Annotated in this window: 15 protein-coding genes; 6 read left to right on the top strand and 9 right to left on the bottom strand. The window is 48.1% G+C overall.

Features of this window, described 5'->3' with window-relative positions; translation table 11 throughout:
* Window positions 1-27: 27 nt before the first annotated feature.
* Both ACWHYD_RS01395 and ACWHYD_RS01390 read left to right on the top strand, forming a co-directional pair.
* Window positions 28-1,383 (top strand): SLC13 family permease, encoded by a 1,356-nt coding sequence (locus ACWHYD_RS01395; protein ID WP_447965804.1) that lies wholly within the window; start codon window positions 28-30, stop codon window positions 1,381-1,383.
* Window positions 1,380-1,829 carry a CBS domain-containing protein gene (locus ACWHYD_RS01390; protein WP_447964159.1) on the top strand — a complete coding sequence of 150 codons (450 nt, stop codon included), beginning with the start codon at window positions 1,380-1,382 and terminating at the stop codon, window positions 1,827-1,829. Before ACWHYD_RS01395 ends, ACWHYD_RS01390 begins: the two co-directional genes overlap by 4 nt.
* A gap of 54 nt (window positions 1,830-1,883) precedes the next feature.
* On the opposite strand, the gene ACWHYD_RS01385 is transcribed toward ACWHYD_RS01390, so the two are convergent.
* On the bottom strand, window positions 1,884-2,342 hold the full coding sequence (locus tag ACWHYD_RS01385) for a hypothetical protein (RefSeq protein WP_447964158.1): 459 nt from the start codon (window positions 2,340-2,342) through the stop codon (window positions 1,884-1,886).
* A 331-nt stretch (window positions 2,343-2,673) separates the two neighbouring features.
* On the opposite strand from ACWHYD_RS01385, the gene ACWHYD_RS01380 reads away from it, so the two are divergent.
* The 3 genes from ACWHYD_RS01380 to ACWHYD_RS01370 all read left to right on the top strand — a co-directional run bounded on the left by ACWHYD_RS01380 (window position 2,674) and on the right by ACWHYD_RS01370 (window position 5,544).
* Entirely contained in the window at window positions 2,674-3,537 is an 864-nt protein-coding gene (locus ACWHYD_RS01380; RefSeq protein ID WP_447964157.1) for a universal stress protein, read from the top strand.
* Window positions 3,538-3,912: 375 nt separating this feature from the next.
* Window positions 3,913-4,737, top strand: coding sequence for a hypothetical protein (locus ACWHYD_RS01375; protein ID WP_447964156.1), 825 nt, complete (start codon window positions 3,913-3,915; stop codon window positions 4,735-4,737).
* A gap of 243 nt (window positions 4,738-4,980) precedes the next feature.
* A complete protein-coding gene (locus ACWHYD_RS01370) occupies window positions 4,981-5,544 on the top strand; it encodes a hypothetical protein (RefSeq protein ID WP_447964155.1) in 564 nt (187 codons plus the stop codon).
* Window positions 5,545-5,894: 350 nt separating this feature from the next.
* Here ACWHYD_RS01370 and ACWHYD_RS01365 read toward each other — a convergent pair whose 3' ends face one another.
* From ACWHYD_RS01365 to ACWHYD_RS01335, 7 genes are all read right to left on the bottom strand, one after another.
* Window positions 5,895-6,353, bottom strand: a complete 459-nt coding sequence (locus tag ACWHYD_RS01365; protein WP_447964154.1) for a hypothetical protein — start codon at window positions 6,351-6,353, stop codon at window positions 5,895-5,897.
* A gap of 396 nt (window positions 6,354-6,749) precedes the next feature.
* Window positions 6,750-7,067 carry a tetratricopeptide repeat protein gene (locus tag ACWHYD_RS01360; protein WP_447964153.1) on the bottom strand — a complete coding sequence of 106 codons (318 nt, stop codon included), beginning with the start codon at window positions 7,065-7,067 and terminating at the stop codon, window positions 6,750-6,752.
* 609 nt (window positions 7,068-7,676) lie between these two features.
* Window positions 7,677-8,576 carry a response regulator gene (locus tag ACWHYD_RS01355; RefSeq protein WP_447964152.1) on the bottom strand — a complete coding sequence of 300 codons (900 nt, stop codon included), beginning with the start codon at window positions 8,574-8,576 and terminating at the stop codon, window positions 7,677-7,679.
* Between the two features lie 43 nt (window positions 8,577-8,619).
* Window positions 8,620-8,985 carry a response regulator gene (locus ACWHYD_RS01350; RefSeq protein WP_447964151.1) on the bottom strand — a complete coding sequence of 122 codons (366 nt, stop codon included), beginning with the start codon at window positions 8,983-8,985 and terminating at the stop codon, window positions 8,620-8,622.
* 93 nt (window positions 8,986-9,078) lie between these two features.
* Window positions 9,079-9,528, bottom strand: coding sequence for a cupredoxin domain-containing protein (locus ACWHYD_RS01345; RefSeq protein WP_447964150.1), 450 nt, complete (start codon window positions 9,526-9,528; stop codon window positions 9,079-9,081).
* 435 nt (window positions 9,529-9,963) lie between these two features.
* On the bottom strand, window positions 9,964-10,677 hold the full coding sequence (locus tag ACWHYD_RS01340; RefSeq protein ID WP_447964149.1) for a response regulator transcription factor: 714 nt from the start codon (window positions 10,675-10,677) through the stop codon (window positions 9,964-9,966).
* Window positions 10,678-10,688: 11 nt separating this feature from the next.
* Window positions 10,689-12,662 (bottom strand): ATP-binding protein, encoded by a 1,974-nt coding sequence (locus ACWHYD_RS01335; protein ID WP_447964148.1) that lies wholly within the window; start codon window positions 12,660-12,662, stop codon window positions 10,689-10,691.
* 363 nt (window positions 12,663-13,025) lie between these two features.
* Between ACWHYD_RS01335 and ACWHYD_RS01330 the strand changes: the two genes are divergently transcribed.
* On the top strand, window positions 13,026-14,150 hold the full coding sequence (locus ACWHYD_RS01330; protein WP_447964147.1) for a Rieske 2Fe-2S domain-containing protein: 1,125 nt from the start codon (window positions 13,026-13,028) through the stop codon (window positions 14,148-14,150).
* 87 nt (window positions 14,151-14,237) lie between these two features.
* Here ACWHYD_RS01330 and ACWHYD_RS01325 read toward each other — a convergent pair whose 3' ends face one another.
* Complete coding sequence (locus ACWHYD_RS01325) at window positions 14,238-15,269, bottom strand: response regulator (RefSeq protein ID WP_447964146.1); 1,032 nt, start codon at window positions 15,267-15,269, stop codon at window positions 14,238-14,240.
* Window positions 15,270-15,446: the final 177 nt, after the last annotated feature.

Raw genomic sequence — 15,446 nt, 5'->3', positions numbered from 1 at the left:
GATTTTCTGATAACAAAAAGGTGAGACATCAGGAGCGTGGACGAAATCTCCAATCATACAATCTTTGGATTATCCCCACTTTGGCTGGCTACAGCCATACTAATCCTGACCTATGCCGTCATAATCTCTGAGCGGTTTAACCGAGCCATCGTGGCGCTTCTTGGAGCCGCTGTCGTCATTGGGACAGGAGTCCTTACGCAGGATCAAGCGATTCAAGGCATCGATTTCAATACCATCGGCCTCTTAACCGGCATGATGATCCTGGTTGGGATTACCAAAGAATGCGGCATCTTTCAGTTTCTTGCGATCAAAGCCGCGAAGGCCGCCAAGGGTAGTCCGTGGGGCATCCTGGTTATGCTCTCAATGGTCACCGCAGTGCTCTCGGCATTTTTAGATAATGTCACGACGGTGCTGTTGGTCGCTCCAGTGACTTTGCTCATTGCTGACGAGCTGAAAATCAATCCGTATCCTCTGCTCTTCGCAGAAATTAATGCCTCAAATACAGGTGGCACCGCTACGCTGATTGGTGATCCGCCCAATATTATGATCGGCTCCGCTACCAATTTAACATTTAATGATTTTGTGATTCACCTGGCTCCCGTCGCCATTGTGGCCTTTAGTGCCACACTCATCCCTCTTTGGTTTATGTTTGGAAAAACCATGTTCGCATCACCAGAAGCCCGGGCCCGCATTATGGCCTTTAACGAATATGAAGCCATTCGTGATGTTAGCCTCATGAAACGATGTCTCCTGGTCTTTAGCCTGGTCATTCTCGGATTTACCTCAGCCCATTCGATAGGCATGGAACCCGCCACTATTGCACTGGGTGGCGCCGCCCTGCTCCTGTTACTCGTCACATTTTCCTTAGACAACGAACAGGCAGGGCATAAAGTCCATGCATTATTCGGGCAAGTGGAATGGATTACCATTTTCTTTTTCTGTGGCCTATTCATTATCGTCACCGGCGTGGAACATACCGGCCTTTTACAATCCGTGGCAGATTGGACGTTGAGTATGACCGCTGGAAATTTCACCGTGACGGCATTGGCCATTCTTTGGGTTTCGGCAATACTTTCCGCTATTGTGGATAATATTCCCTTTGTCGCCACGATGATCCCCATGGTCAAAAGCATGCTCCCGGTCTTTCAGCAAGCTGGGATTCCGCTTGAACAGGCCGAGACCCTCTGGTGGGCATTAGCGTTGGGCGCTTGTTTAGGAGGCAATGGGACGCTGGTAGGGGCCTCGGCGAATTTGATTGTAGCGGGGATTGCGGAACGAAATGGCGTACCATTTCGATTTTTACCCTTCTTGAAAATCGCTTTTCCGCTCATGATCCTACAAGTGCTGATCAGTACCCTCTACATTTGGATGAGGTATTTATGAACGCCAGGGACATCATGATCCGCCAGCCACATACCATCCCTCCACAATTGACGATCGGGGAAGCCCTTCGCCAAATGGCGGATCTGCGCCTCCAGGACTTTCCGGTCATGGATGAGAAAAAGATGTTACTGGGAACATTGAATTTCTGGCAGATTCTTGAATTGGCCATGCCTCCCTACATTTCCCAAGGGGATCTTCCCGATGTTCGTTTTGCTCCGAACCTTGTACGATTCCATGAACGCCTCGGAGAACTTAAACCAAACCCCGTCACTCAGGTGATGAACCCCCATCCTCCATGTGCCCGGCCGGATGATTCCGTACTGGCCTGCGCGGCTTTGATCATGAAAACTCCGAAAACGGTCTATTTACTGCCCGTGGTGGAAGGAGATCGTCAACTGGTAGGAATTATTTCTGCCTGGGATCTCATAAAAGAAATCGCAGGGTAGAAAACAAGGCGGGACATACCTGCATCATTCGATTTGGTTCTAACTCCTTCCGTTTCAGGGACTCGAATTAAACGTTTCCGTATACACCTCCACTTGATCGATCACCCACCTGCCCTCAGGATTCTTCAGCAGGACGTACAACTCATCCTGCGGCTGATCCCCCATCACCGTGACAATGTGAGCATGAACGATTACATGGGCTTCATCTCCGACCATCTTTTCGTGGGCTATATTGGTGCGCACATATTTTAACTGTAAGTTCCGAAGGTAGGGGCCTCGGGTGGCAATCCATTCTTCTTTTGACAAACCTTCCCGGAATGCCGTTGTAGTCAGCTCCGCAGCCAGTTCAATGCTCCCCGGGAATACTTCAACCCACTGCTCCACCACCTGGCGGGGTGTGGAGGAAGCAGGCTCCTGGGAAACCGCGTTCCCCCCACCCGCCACACAGATGGCAATCGCTAAGCAGATCACTGTATACCATACCCCCCATCGCCCTTTTCCTTTTGCCTTCATGTTAGAATCCCATTCATTTGACTTAGATCTGATACCTCAATAGGTCCTTGCTCTTTCAATATACTATACGAGTAAGGTCCAGGGGAAAACATAAAGGTTCCATGGTCATTACCACGCCTTCCACAGATCTCATTGTTGGAATCGAGAGTGCCACGAAATTTGGTAAATAAAAGCATGGGGTCTTCTCGAAATGGTACCGTTCACAGATGCGCCTGGAGTCACCCAGAGAAAAAGGCTCATCCCCAAGAACACACACGCCCCATACACAGACTGTGTGAGAAGACAGGACCATGCAAGATCAGCATAAAAATTACAAGAGGAGAATTAACACATGCGAGTACTCCTAGCCACTGATGGATCGGAACAATCCTTTCACGCCGCAAAGGCAGTCATGAGTTTGGCCTCAGTTAGCACACTGACCATTTTACACGTCATTGATCTCCCCCGATTAACCTTTTCAATGCTCGGGCCTGAAATTGCCTATGACCTCTCAAAAGTTGCAGAAGAGGCACTCCGCAAAGACGGCGAACAGGCTTTAACACATACAAACGCTCTCCTCTCAGACAAGGTGAAACATGTGGAAATCCGATTGGAAGAAGGTTCGCCGGCCGAGCATATTTTGTCCGTGTCCCAAGAGGAACATCCTGATCTTATTCTCATGGGCGCCCGGGGAAGAGGACAGGTCGAGGAACTTTTTCTGGGAAGTGTCTCGCAACGGGTTCTGACCCATGCAGCATGTCCAGTCCTGATCATCAACGGGCCATTAACGGAAATCAAGAAAATTCTGATTGCCATCCAAAGCCCCGATGATGTTCAGAAGGTTGGACAGTTTTTAACGAAACACCCCTTTCAACCACAGACAGAGATTACCCTCTTGTCGGTAGTACCTATTCCTCGTTCCCTCTTTCGAGGCGGCGTCTCTGCACCGGAGGAAAAAATTGAACAGGCCCTGAAGAGCACGGAAGATTTCCTCGACCAAGCTGTCAGTCAACTCAAGAACTCTTACGATTCAGTTAAGGGATATGTAGGGTTAGGAGCCCCGGCGAATACGATATTGGAACAGGCATCAATCACGGAACCGGATCTCCTGGCGATGGGAATGCACCATCCTTCGACCATTACACGGTTTGTGTTGGGCACCGTGTCACATACCGTACTCCACCAGGCCACGCGATCCGTTCTCGTCATTCGATAACAAGATATGCTGCCATCGGACTAAGAGTTCTTTGGTTTCGACTCCTGGATGGTAGGTGGAATAGACATACACGAAATCGAGAAATCCCGGTTGCTTTTCAATAAGCAACTTGACATCCTTCCAATACAATCCCGCACTCCTGTCATAAGATTTGGTAGAACCACACTGCTGAACTTCTCAGATTCAATGGTCTTGCTTCCATAAGTCAGGTCCCATGGTCCCTTTGTCCTACAAAAGAAAAACTACCATTGTGCGAGACGCCAAACGATCCATGCTGACAATTCTCGCATGACCATTTAAGACCACTCTCCCCCCTACCGAAAAACATAAAAGAGCGATCAAGACATCAGTTCATCTTCAACAGGTACCTCAGAAGTGAAAACTACTGCACAAGCCAACGGTTGGATTAATGGCCAACGCTCGAACGGCATATCCCTGGCCGACCGCCTACGATCGGGCTATCACCGATTCTGGTATGAAGCCTCACAAGCCATGCGATGGTCATGGGGACCATTCCGCGAAAGCTCCAAGGGGCCACTGACCAATCTTACCCAGACCCAACAACAAAGAACTGATGAACTGGCGAGGTCATATCGTTCGCGCTTCGAGAATTCCTTTCCTCCTGAAACTGCTCTTCTGAATTATTCATATCTGGACATATTGGATCGTGCCAAACATGCTCTTGGGTGGCGGGTTCCCACCAACCAACGGGTCTGTGATCTCGGAAGTGCCAATTTCGCATATGCTGCGGCTCTACACACCTTCTTTCACCCGAACCGCCTCGCAGGCGTGGAGGTAGATGGCCATCGTCTGTATTGTAACGGGCGAAGCCGCATCGATTACGCCCGCGGGCATATTCAAGATTTGCCGCAGACCGAGTATGTGATCGCCGACTATCGCCGGTTCACCAGCCAAGCCGAAATCATTACGGCCTGGTATCCGTTCGTCACTCCGAAGCCCTTACTGGCCTGGCGATTACCGCTCAGCCTATTCCATCCAGCCGCTGTATTCGCCCAAGTGGCCAATAATCTCGTGATTGGCGGTACCTTCATTATGGTCAATCACAGTGCCGCTGAAGCAGAGGTCGCGCGAGGCATTGCGGAAGGAGTCGGTCTCGTTTGTAACGCCCACTACCTTCACGAAGCTCATCTCCGCCCGCGCATAGCAGACCCCGTGCTAACCATCTGGCATCATGGGTAATTGGAATTCGCTGGTTAGTAATTGCTTGGCACAGGGAACTCCCTTGGGACTCGATCGCACGATTCCCCATCTCTTGTTGCCCTTACGACAAAATCTCCAAAGTTTCTGCTAATACTCGCCCTCGGATGGAAACTATCATAACGTCCTTCACTCATTTATAATGCCGCGATATTTGCTGGCGGCTCAATGCCGGATCTCAGAAAGGCTTTTCGATTCTCACGTTCCCCCACTTGGAGAAAATCCTTGCAGAACGGGAAGGAAGGAAACCGCAGCCTCCAGAATCAACAACCGATGGCTTGGGCTATTTCCCCTCTCTTAATTGTCGGGACATTTTATGTAGACCTTCACACACCATTAGGAGTTGCTTGCGCCATCCCCTATATCTTAGCCGTTTTGATCGCGTCGTTCCTGCAACCCGCATGGGCCATGCCCATAATAGTCCTTGTCTGTTCTCTACTAACCATTGTCGGGATTTTCTACTCACCCGAACCTCTGGTTGTCCCATTTTGGAAAGTTTTAACGAATCGGGGATTAGCCCTTTTTGCGATATGGATCATTGCGATCCTGTTGTATCATCGCAATGCGCTCATCGGCCGAAAAGAGGAAGCTCTCGCGCGAATCCAATTACTGGAAAACCTTTTACCGATCTGCGCGGAATGCAAAAAAATTCGTGATCAGAGGGACACCTGGCATCAACTGGAAACGTACCTTACCGCTCACTCCAATTTGACCTTTACACATGGCATATGCCCGGAATGTGAGAGCCAAGCCTTGGCGAATTTTAAACGCGAGCAATTTGTGCAATAAATATTCTTATCTTTTTAAGAATTGAATATGGGGACGGGACAAAAGGAACTGCCCGCGCAGCGTTCCGGGGAAAACCCTTCGGTCTCCCCTGCAAGATCCATTACGGATTCGCTCAAGTGGGAGGAGCAAGCACGTGCTGAACCGGTATAGGTTAGCGGTTAAATAGGCTCAAAGGCCAGTCGAAACCGATTGGATCCAGTCAACCCTATTGCAGATGAGCGAAGATGCGGATAGACACAAGCTTTTTACTGGAAGCGAAAATTGAGAACAGTCCTTAAATAACTCAAGACTGAAAAACCCGGAATGGGTTGAAATGTAAAAGAGTTATTTCCGTCGATTACGGAATGCAGTTAATCTTTGGAGCGAACCAGAACCCCCTTTCGTGCCGTTCCACCACCCGTCTCGATATTTAGAAATGTAACTCCCGATCGTAACCCTTCCGGCACGACCACTTGTATGTGTTCATCATCCACTAACGTAAATGCCTTCGCCGGTTCTGCCCCGAAAGTCACACCGAAAAGGCATTCTTTTTTCTTCCCGAAACTCTTGCCTTCCACCACAACGGTATCACCGGGTTTCATTTCGTCCGGTTTCACATGATCCATTTGAGGACGGACGCTGGAATCACAGATGGGATCTTTTTTGACCTTTTCCTCATCAAACCCCTTAATCGATTCCGGAATCACAAAATCAACTGGCGCTTCCACTGCTTGAGCCGATGCTCCCTGCCCCCAGAAACTCACCGACCCGATCAGGCCAATGGCAAAAATAAAAAGTGGTCCAAATATGCAGGAAATCCTAACCAACATGAGCAACCTCCCAAGTTAAATTGTTAGGAAGATCGTTTTTCTATACTCTTCAGTCAAGGCAACATGGATCGATTCATGGGTCTTATTTCTCTTATTAGATTCCTGGGGCGAACCCATCGTCAATCACATGAAAATCCGTGTCTTTTCGGGAGACCCCTGGAATCTGATGACTCAGCTACACCCGGGCGCTCGGAGTCTCTCCGGGGTGGCCGAGAGACCCTCCATCACCGGGACAAGACCATTGAGTAGACTTAGATCTATGTCAGGGAAAAACATGGCCATGAACATCAGCATCCGATTTCACCCTCGGCGAAGAAATTAACCCAACCCATTGCACAACACATTATGCGAAAAATGATGACAGCCAATCCCGAGAGTACTGATAAGGGACGACACTTATCCCAATGTCTGAATCAGGGCACGCATCTCCGGGACGAGATCCCCTCCCCCGCTTGAACGGCCTGACAAAGCCGCATCGATACCCGCCGTCAGCACAGTCTTGGCTTCGTCATTCCGCTTCAGGCCAGCTAATGCGCGACCTAAGGCCAAATGGGAGGCGACGTGGATAGGATCCAATTTGACAGCAACACTCAGGTGCTCCACAGCCTCTGCAAGATGTTCGCCTTCCTTGAGGAGCTTGTCTCCAAGTCCATATCGTCCTAGAAACCCATCTGGTTTTTTGGCCACCATCTGCCGAAATGTATCAATGTCCATGCGTTGACACCCTCCACAAAATTTTGATTAAGCCGAGAATCTTACCATCCCCCTTTAGGTATCAACCAGACTCGGGACCACATTCGATGCACATCAACACCTGCTTTCAAAAAGACCAGAATAAAAGAAGCAGGCACAGGAATCTCATCCCAGGATCCCTAATACAATAACTTGATATGAAAAAAATATTAAACGCCCATTCCACTCGCACTGAATTGTCAAAAACTTTCTCAGGTTCCACACCCCTTGACCTGTCCCTTAACTCATAGGCTGAACCATTAGAGAGATGCAGCTTTCTTCCAGGATAAAGGAATCTGCGTTAAGAATATTAGGACAATATGCACCGGGTAGGGGTCATGGAAGGGCCTTGTCAGGATACCTGCCAGAACTGTTTTTGCATCTGCATTTCTATTCGGCAAAGACGATACCACTATGGACGGATGAGTGTAATGGACTGCACATAGAAAAACGAGTAATCACGGCACCACGAAATCCGATATGACAGGGGAACATGGAGAACAAATCCCTCTAAAAAAATTTCCGTCCAGACAGCTTATTTAGCTGGTTAATTTCAACAAACACCACTTCCGCATTTTCCTACATCCCGCTTCACAGATTCTGTCCATTTCCTTGATACCCGTTAGATTTCTTTAAGACTTTTCCTATGAGAGAACCCAATTCACTAAGGTCATGTGGTTTTTTAAGCACCGCCTCGAATCCGGAGTCCAACGCTTGTCTTCGAATCTCCTGATTGAGACTCCCTGTTACCAAGACAAATGGCGGACAGCACCCATTCCCCACATATTCAAGATTTCTCCGTAACTGGATCCCGTTCATCACCGGCATTTGGAAATCCGTCAGGACGAGGTCATACTGACTCATTTGAATATGGGTAAATGCCCAAGCCACTTCCGAAACCCGACTGCATAAATACCCTTCAAGCTCCAAATATGATTGATAAAGTTCCAAAAGTTGGTGGTCATCATCAATGAGCAAGATTCGCTTTGTGTGACCTCCAGCTACAGTGGTGAGGGACTTCTCTTTCTGATCTTCCGGAGTCACCCTCTCCCGAGAGTAGCTTTCAAGCATAATAGCTCTCATCAGGTGAAGGAAATTTTCCCAAGCGTCATATGTTCTTCCATCTATGCCATCCCCCCCGAATTCCGTCAGCACATGCATCAGGGCATAAACAACAGGAGGGTAATGTTTGTTTTTAATTCCATATCTTTGATGGCGTTCCCCTAACTGAACGAGCGTAGAACGTAATTCCTGAGGGTTTTCTATGCCCAAAACGAGAGTGTGCAATCCCCTTAGAAATGCCGCATGTTGTTGCGATAACTGACTCTGAGGGAAAAAGGTCTGAAATTCGGGAAATTTATCAAACAACACGTAATAAAATCGAGAAACCATCTGCTCGGCGTGAGCGGCTAACATCCCAAAACTTTCTTGGATCCGTGATATATCAGCAGTGGGAAGTCCCGGAGCAATGTTTAATTTACCTTTCTTCATCGTTTCCTTTCCGAGGATAAGATTCCTTCTTGGCTTTACAGGACTAGTAAAAGAGTCGCATGCATTTATCCGTTAATTCCTCAGGAGCTATCGGTTTGATGAGAAAGTCCATCGCTCCCTTAATAATAGCGAACTGCAGTTCCGATCGGTGTGTGGTGCTCGACATCACGATCACCGGCGGAAAAACTGAAAACTGTGCTAACTGTTCCAGCATAAGAATGCCTCCCATGACGGGCATATATAAATCGAGCAAGACGCCATCTACGGAGTGATGGCGAAGAGTCTCAACCCCTTCCTTCCCATTAGCCGCAGTGAGAACCTCAAAACCCATGGCATTCAAGCGATCCCTAAGAAATAAACGGACGTCCGCATCATCGTCGACAATAAGAACGCATTTTTGGCTTTTCATCGGTAATGAACAGCTTGAGAAATCATTCATTCATTGGCGTCCCGCGGCCCGAATAAACGGGTGAGTATGGAATGATTGACCACCACCAATCCCTTACTGAGTTTTCTTGGCGTGAGTGGCCGTCCGATAATCGTCAGTCGCACCTTGATTAATAACCGTGTGATCAGGAATGACGATAATTTCCCCCTTCATAATGGGATGGAGTACGCAATAATAGGAATACCGACCGGGCGGAAGTGAATGAATGGTGAATTCCTGCCCGGGTTGAATGGCACCGGTATCGAATGCGCAGGACCCAGTTCCTCGACAACCGTCGTGCGTCAAACTGTGAGGAGAGGAAGTAGGATTCACGACGTGAATCGAAGCTCCATCAGGGACAATGGCCAAAGCGGGGCTATAATACGGCGCCCAATAATCCATTGAGACCTTCACCTCTGGAGGCTGCGTGGAAGCCCAAACGGAATTCAAGGTCGAAAACAATAGAAGAGGGCATCCAACCATAATTAGTGTCGTAGCGAAGGTGGTTCCGTTCAAAATTTTCATCTGTTCACCTCGCGATTTCTCAATCTCCTCGAAAGCCTTCATTTAAATGGTAATTTCCAAAACCATAAAGAATCTATTTGATTTGCATTCCGTTCCAATAAAGATTTTATAAAGATTTCATGGCCTCTCTTTCAGACACCTGGAGAGACCATCCGGTCGTTGGGAGAATTAGGATTCCTTCTAATGACGCTTGACGAAAATTGCAAAAACCATGACCGGAGAGAGTCAAACTGCCATGATCCCCATCAGCACGAGCAATTCAAGGTCTGCAAACCCGCTCCCTTGAAGGGAACTGGTACAAAGGAAAGTCAAAAAAGACGACGTGGAAAAAGGTGGAGAATTACAAGAGGAACGAAAAGAAGGGATGGCTGTTAAAGGAGATGGAATAGCAAGGGACCATGTCGGATAAGGAACACCGCACATGAAAACGGAAAGTCAGACGGGTTTCTGATCTTCCACAAATTCGGTGGCAAATCGATAGCCGACTCCGGGATCCGTGAGAATATACTGAGGACGGGCCGTGTTTTTTTCCAATTTTTTTCTTAAGTTTCCAATGAAGACACGTAAATATTGGGCCTGTTCACTATATCCAGCCCCCCAAATCGCCCGGAGAATGGTTCCATGCGTCAAAACTTTTCCGGAATTCTGAATGAGGAACTTCAACAGATCATATTCCGTCGGGGTTAACTTGACGGGCGCGTTTCGAATGCAGACATTACGACTTTCAAAGTTGATCTGTAAATTCCCAAATGTGAACACAGGATCGTTACCAGAAATTGAGGAAGAACGTCGCAGGACTGACCGGATTCTCGCCGTCAGCTCTTCCATACTAAACGGTTTGGTCACATAGTCATCGGCACCTACTTCAAGAGCTTCAATTTTTTTCGCTTCTTCCCCAATCGCGGAAAGAATAATGATCGGGATTTGATAGGTTTCACACAAATGCCGGGTTAATTCGATTCCATCCATTCCGGGAAGCAGCAAATCAACCAGAGCCAGGTCCGGAAGGCGGTGGCTCATAATTTGGAGGGCCTCTTCTCCGGTTTCAGCCGTCAAGACCTCATATCCCTTTGCCTCAAGATTGATCTGCAAGGAACGACGTATTTGCCGCTCATCGTCAACAGCTAAAATTCGGGATCCAGGAGCCATAGGTAGGGCGCTTACTCCTCTTCTCGGTCAAAAATGGTCATCGTGGGTGCCTCAGGAGTCGGCACCGTAAAGCAAATCGTCACGACTCGATTCTGAGATTCGGCCCAAATGCGACCACCATGTGCTTCGATCATACCTTTACAGATCGCCAATCCCAAACCTGTACCACGAATGAGTCGTGTCCGCGGACCCTTTAGTCGGTAAAATCGATCGAAAATACTGACTAATTCTTCCTGAGGGATTCCTTCTCCTTCGCTGGAGACCCGTACCTCCACCTGGTTCGGCATCATTCGCCCAACAATGCTGACCAAGGATCCTGCAGGAGAATATTTAGTGGCATTATCTAACAGGTTGATCAGGACTTGCTGAATTTCTATCCCATCCACAAAAATAGGAGAGATTTTTTCCCCAAGGTTCACTTCAAGAGATCGGCTTTCCAATGACATTTCCACTCGCCTGATTGCACCTTCGACCAAATCTTCCAATAAATGCCATTCACGATGGGGAACCAGCGTTCCCGCTTCAACCTTTGACATGTCCAGAAGATTTTCAACCAATCCATTTAAAAAATCGATTTCCTGATTGATGCCCTGGAGAAATTCCTGCTGCATCTTGGACGCGTCCTGCCTGGAAAGCTCAATCAATCCAGCAATGGAAGCCTTGATGGCAGTAAGGGGAGTTCGTAGCTCGTGCGAAACCAAGGACAGCAGAGCTGTTTTCAGGGCATCGCTTTGACGAAAGGCTTCAACTTTGGCGGCTTCACTTTTCCTTAAATTTTCTTCTACCTCTTGTCGTTCAAACCCATTCACAAATATTTCTCCTGCCATTTGGAGGAGCCTGATGTCCTCTTCCGACCAGGTTTTTTCATGCCTCACTGAATCAAGCCCAAGAAACCCGAACAATTTCCCCCGTAAAACCATGGGCACAATCACCAGGGATTGAATTTGCTGCCTTTCAAACACCTCTTTTTCGGCACTCGCCTCAAGCGGAAGATTTGCCACACTTGATATTTGAAAAAACGGGCCGGAGGTCAGACGGTAAGCAAACCAGGGTAAATCATGCATTTGAAGCCCCTGAAGTCTTGTGATTTGAGGCTCGATACCCGTCTGGCACCATTCATGGGTATTGTTCATCGTCTTTCCGTCGTCCACAATGACAAACACATAACTTCGATCCACACCTCCGAAAGTGCCAATGGCTTCCAGGGCTCGATTAATCCCCGCATCCAAATCTTGTGTTTCAAGACTGATAAATTGAGTTGAAAGATTCGTCACGAGGTTTTCAATTTCGATTCGATAACGCAGAGCCGTTTCTATCCTGGAGCGTTCCTGAATTTCATGTTCAAGCTCCTGATTAGCCAGTTTGACCTGTCTCGTCATGAGAATTCCAAATGGGATCACCAAGATACCGATAAGAGATTCCCAAACGATCATGGTCGAGATCTTTTCTTGGGAATTTCTGCTGTATAACTTTACGGCCTTGTTGGCTGCCTCAATCAACCGGACATTGACAGCCAGAAGCCCGTCTAATTCAAAAGAATATCGGGGATGATCGGAGTGCGTTTTCAAAAAGGTATCGGCCCGATGCATGAATTCCGCCAAGAGTGTTTGTTGCTCCCCTAATGCCTGTAATATTTCCTGGGATGGGGGGGAAGTGAGGGCCACCTTTTCGCCATTTTTCGGGTTTATTACGGCTTGTCCACCGACAAGTAACGCATCCAGCGTTTGGGTCAACATCTGTTGGGTGAACCGGTAATCAGCAGGAATTCCTTGGGACGTCAATAAAATTTCATTCATGAGTCGTTGAGACAACATCCGCTGTCGTCCAGCCAGATCCACCGTCACACTGTCGAGTCTTTGATTCTGAATTGTGGTGATCGTATAGAGCAGGATGCCGAACAAGGCTAAAATAAAGACCGTGGTGAGAACCATTAATGCTCGTCCGATTGATCCTGTTCCTAACCATGAACGTTCTTGTGGTTTCACGACACTTCATCCTTTGATGGCGACTCCGGCAGTTCAATCCATACCATAAATGAATTTCAACTGAATTTCCTGATTTTCTCATCATATCTTAAACGATTCAATCTTTCCCCAAACACATGGCGGGTGGGAATGGCAATTGCCGGTGACCCGGGAGGCTTTCGAAAAAGATTCGCTCCGACTCGATATTTTTGATCACACGATTTATACTCTGCCCCAGTAAGGAATTATTCGAGTCCCTATCCCCTTTTTCCTCAGCTCGCTTAATGCCTGACCCAAACCTCATACACTTCCAGTTATTTCTCTATATCGCTAAAGACCCCCAGGCGTTTCCTATCACGGTTGTCTTCATTTTTGGAGAATTTCATGATTGAACAATCGCAAACACCCATAGACAGACAGAAGGAAAACGGCGCTCCCATTATCCTGGAATGTTCTGCGTCCCGGTCTGGGCAATCGCCTCTCACATCCGATTTAAGGAAAACCGGTCTTCACCCGGACAATTGGTATCCCCTCGCCCGCTCCAGAGACCTGAAAAAGGGAAAAATGCTTGGAGTGTCCTTTGCCGGTTATCCGATTGTGCTGGTGAGAACCGTAACCGGAATGGTCTATGCACTCGAAGACCGATGCGCCCATCGACAAGTACCGCTCCATTGCGGAGTGGTGCATGGAGAACATGTCCAGTGTGGATATCATTCCTGGACTTTTGATCAGACGGGGCGATGCGTGGGTGTACCATATTTAGAAAAAAACCAAGCACGACCGTCAGGAGTCAGAAGTTATCCCTGTCGGGAAGCCTATGGCCTGGTGTTTGTATTTCCGGGCTCGGTGGGCAGAGTGGAGGAAGTTGAATTCCCAAAGGTGTCTTTAGCAGCCGATCCGCAATATAAAACGCGATACCTTGACCGTCAGGTGGGCTGCCATTACTCATTCATGCATGAGAACCTTATGGATATGAACCATCAGTTTTTGCACCGTCGACTGATGGGCGGGATTCGAACGGTCTTCCTGGAACTACGAGAGGGGCCGCATGCGGTGGAAGTCGACTACACCTTCTCTCGAATAAAAGGCAAACAACCACTTGGAGAAAAACTCATTCTGGGGAGTACCAAGCCATCAGCAGATGGCCCAAAACATGATCTGATGACCATCTGTACAAACTACCCCTACCAAACGCTCAAGTTTTGGACAGCCGGGAGTACTTACCCGGCATTAAATCTCTGGAATGTGTATGTTCCCATTGATCCTGCGCAACGAATCAATCACACCTATGGGTTGATGATGATCAGGAAACCTTCAATTCCAGGCCTCATCCACCTCTTGTGGCCGTTTATTGTGTGGTTTACCGATGGAATTTTTGCACAAGATCGTTGGATTGTTGAGGAAGAACAGAAAGCCTTTGATCGCCAGGGCGCTGACTGGAACCAGGAGGTTTTCCCTGTGATTCAGAGCTTAAGAAGCTTGTTGGGTCGCGAAGGCATTGCCTTATGAGGAGCTCTCTCATTCCTGCTGAAAATGGTTTCTACCACGGCAGCCGGATTGCATCTTTAATTGGTGCCTTAGGTATCCAGACCTGGATCAGGCCACATGGGAAGGAGAGGATGCCTGGGACTCATTCTTTTGAAGGATCTTCCGACAGGCTTCCTTGAGAGATTTCAGATGAAACGGTTTCACAAAAAACCCTTGAGCGCCTTCATGTAACAATTGCCGGAGAGCTCGTTCGTCCGTTGCCCCAGACATCATTAACACTGGCACCTGATGGCCCAACCATCGTAATTCATCCAGCATGGTTCTCCCATCCATAATGGGCATATCCATATCTAATAAAATTCCATCCACCGTTTGGCGGCTCACAACGGCCAGCCCCTCCCATCCATTTCTCGCAACAAGCACCTCATATCCCCATTCCTGAAGCGCATGGGTTAATAGTCCGGTCACTGTTGGATCATCATCAACCACCAACAAGCATGGCCGGATTTCCCGAATCTCCCTCTTATCGGAGGACAGATTCCCGGATGTGGTGTTGACTGCCCGAAGAGTTTTGACACAAGTAGGGCAATAGGTATGCGCGAGATCGATCTCAGAAAATTTGAGTTGGTCTATAGATAAAAACCAAGCCAAATTCCGTCCCTCTTTGGTGCTAACCATCGCGGCAGAGGAATCCTGCTCCCGTTCACACCACGCACACCTAGGAACTGATCGGGAAGAAGCCGAGGGTGACGAAAGACAATGCTGCAACACCCTTGCCCGGGAGATGACTCCGACAAGATTATGGTTGCGCACGACAGGCATTCTCTGAACGTGTTGGTGCGTCATCACATCCAGGACCTTATCAAGAGATTCATCCTCATGCACATATATAGGTGGGGTCATCGTGTCTTCGACTTTAAGATCATCAAGTGAATACAACCGTGAAACCGCCTCGAACAGACGGGCATCTGACACGATCCCAAGAATTTTTTGTTCGGAATCAACGACCGGCCATCCGCAATATTGACCGGAGAGGAATTGCAGCGCCAAATCGTTTTCGAATTTCCCACGGCATAGTGGTAAGGCTTCGGAATCCATTAAGTCTTTTGCCAATAGGGGGGACGAAGGCTGGTGGTTCATAAGATGGCCTCTCTTTCAAACCGGTTTCAACCAGGAAACCATGGGTGAAGGGGGTGGAAAGAACCGATACAAATGATCGGACTAACTAAAAAGAACTATATGAAAAAACGACAAACCTAATTTAATTAAAAGCAAAATGCAGACCAATTAATTGGGATGAGACTTAGCGGAAAAACC

This window comes from Nitrospira sp. Ecomares 2.1, from assembly GCF_965152585.1.
This window is presented reverse-complemented; position numbering and strand designations above follow the sequence as displayed.

What these genes read in the sequence shown, in the direction of transcription:
- ACWHYD_RS01350 (WP_447964151.1), bottom strand. Translation starts at nt 8,985, where the DNA reads ATGAAAAGCCAAAAATGCGTTCTTATTGTCGACGATGATGCGGACGTC.
- ACWHYD_RS01325 (WP_447964146.1), bottom strand. Translation starts at nt 15,269, where the DNA reads ATGAACCACCAGCCTTCGTCCCCCCTATTGGCAAAAGACTTAATGGAT.
- ACWHYD_RS01360 (WP_447964153.1), bottom strand. Translation starts at nt 7,067, where the DNA reads ATGGACATTGATACATTTCGGCAGATGGTGGCCAAAAAACCAGATGGG.
- ACWHYD_RS01380 (WP_447964157.1), top strand. Translation starts at nt 2,674, where the DNA reads ATGCGAGTACTCCTAGCCACTGATGGATCGGAACAATCCTTTCACGCC.
- ACWHYD_RS01355 (WP_447964152.1), bottom strand. Translation starts at nt 8,576, where the DNA reads ATGAAGAAAGGTAAATTAAACATTGCTCCGGGACTTCCCACTGCTGAT.
- ACWHYD_RS01340 (WP_447964149.1), bottom strand. Translation starts at nt 10,677, where the DNA reads ATGGCTCCTGGATCCCGAATTTTAGCTGTTGACGATGAGCGGCAAATA.
- ACWHYD_RS01345 (WP_447964150.1), bottom strand. Translation starts at nt 9,528, where the DNA reads ATGAAAATTTTGAACGGAACCACCTTCGCTACGACACTAATTATGGTT.
- ACWHYD_RS01390 (WP_447964159.1), top strand. Translation starts at nt 1,380, where the DNA reads ATGAACGCCAGGGACATCATGATCCGCCAGCCACATACCATCCCTCCA.
- ACWHYD_RS01365 (WP_447964154.1), bottom strand. Translation starts at nt 6,353, where the DNA reads ATGTTGGTTAGGATTTCCTGCATATTTGGACCACTTTTTATTTTTGCC.
- ACWHYD_RS01385 (WP_447964158.1), bottom strand. Translation starts at nt 2,342, where the DNA reads ATGAAGGCAAAAGGAAAAGGGCGATGGGGGGTATGGTATACAGTGATC.
- ACWHYD_RS01330 (WP_447964147.1), top strand. Translation starts at nt 13,026, where the DNA reads ATGATTGAACAATCGCAAACACCCATAGACAGACAGAAGGAAAACGGC.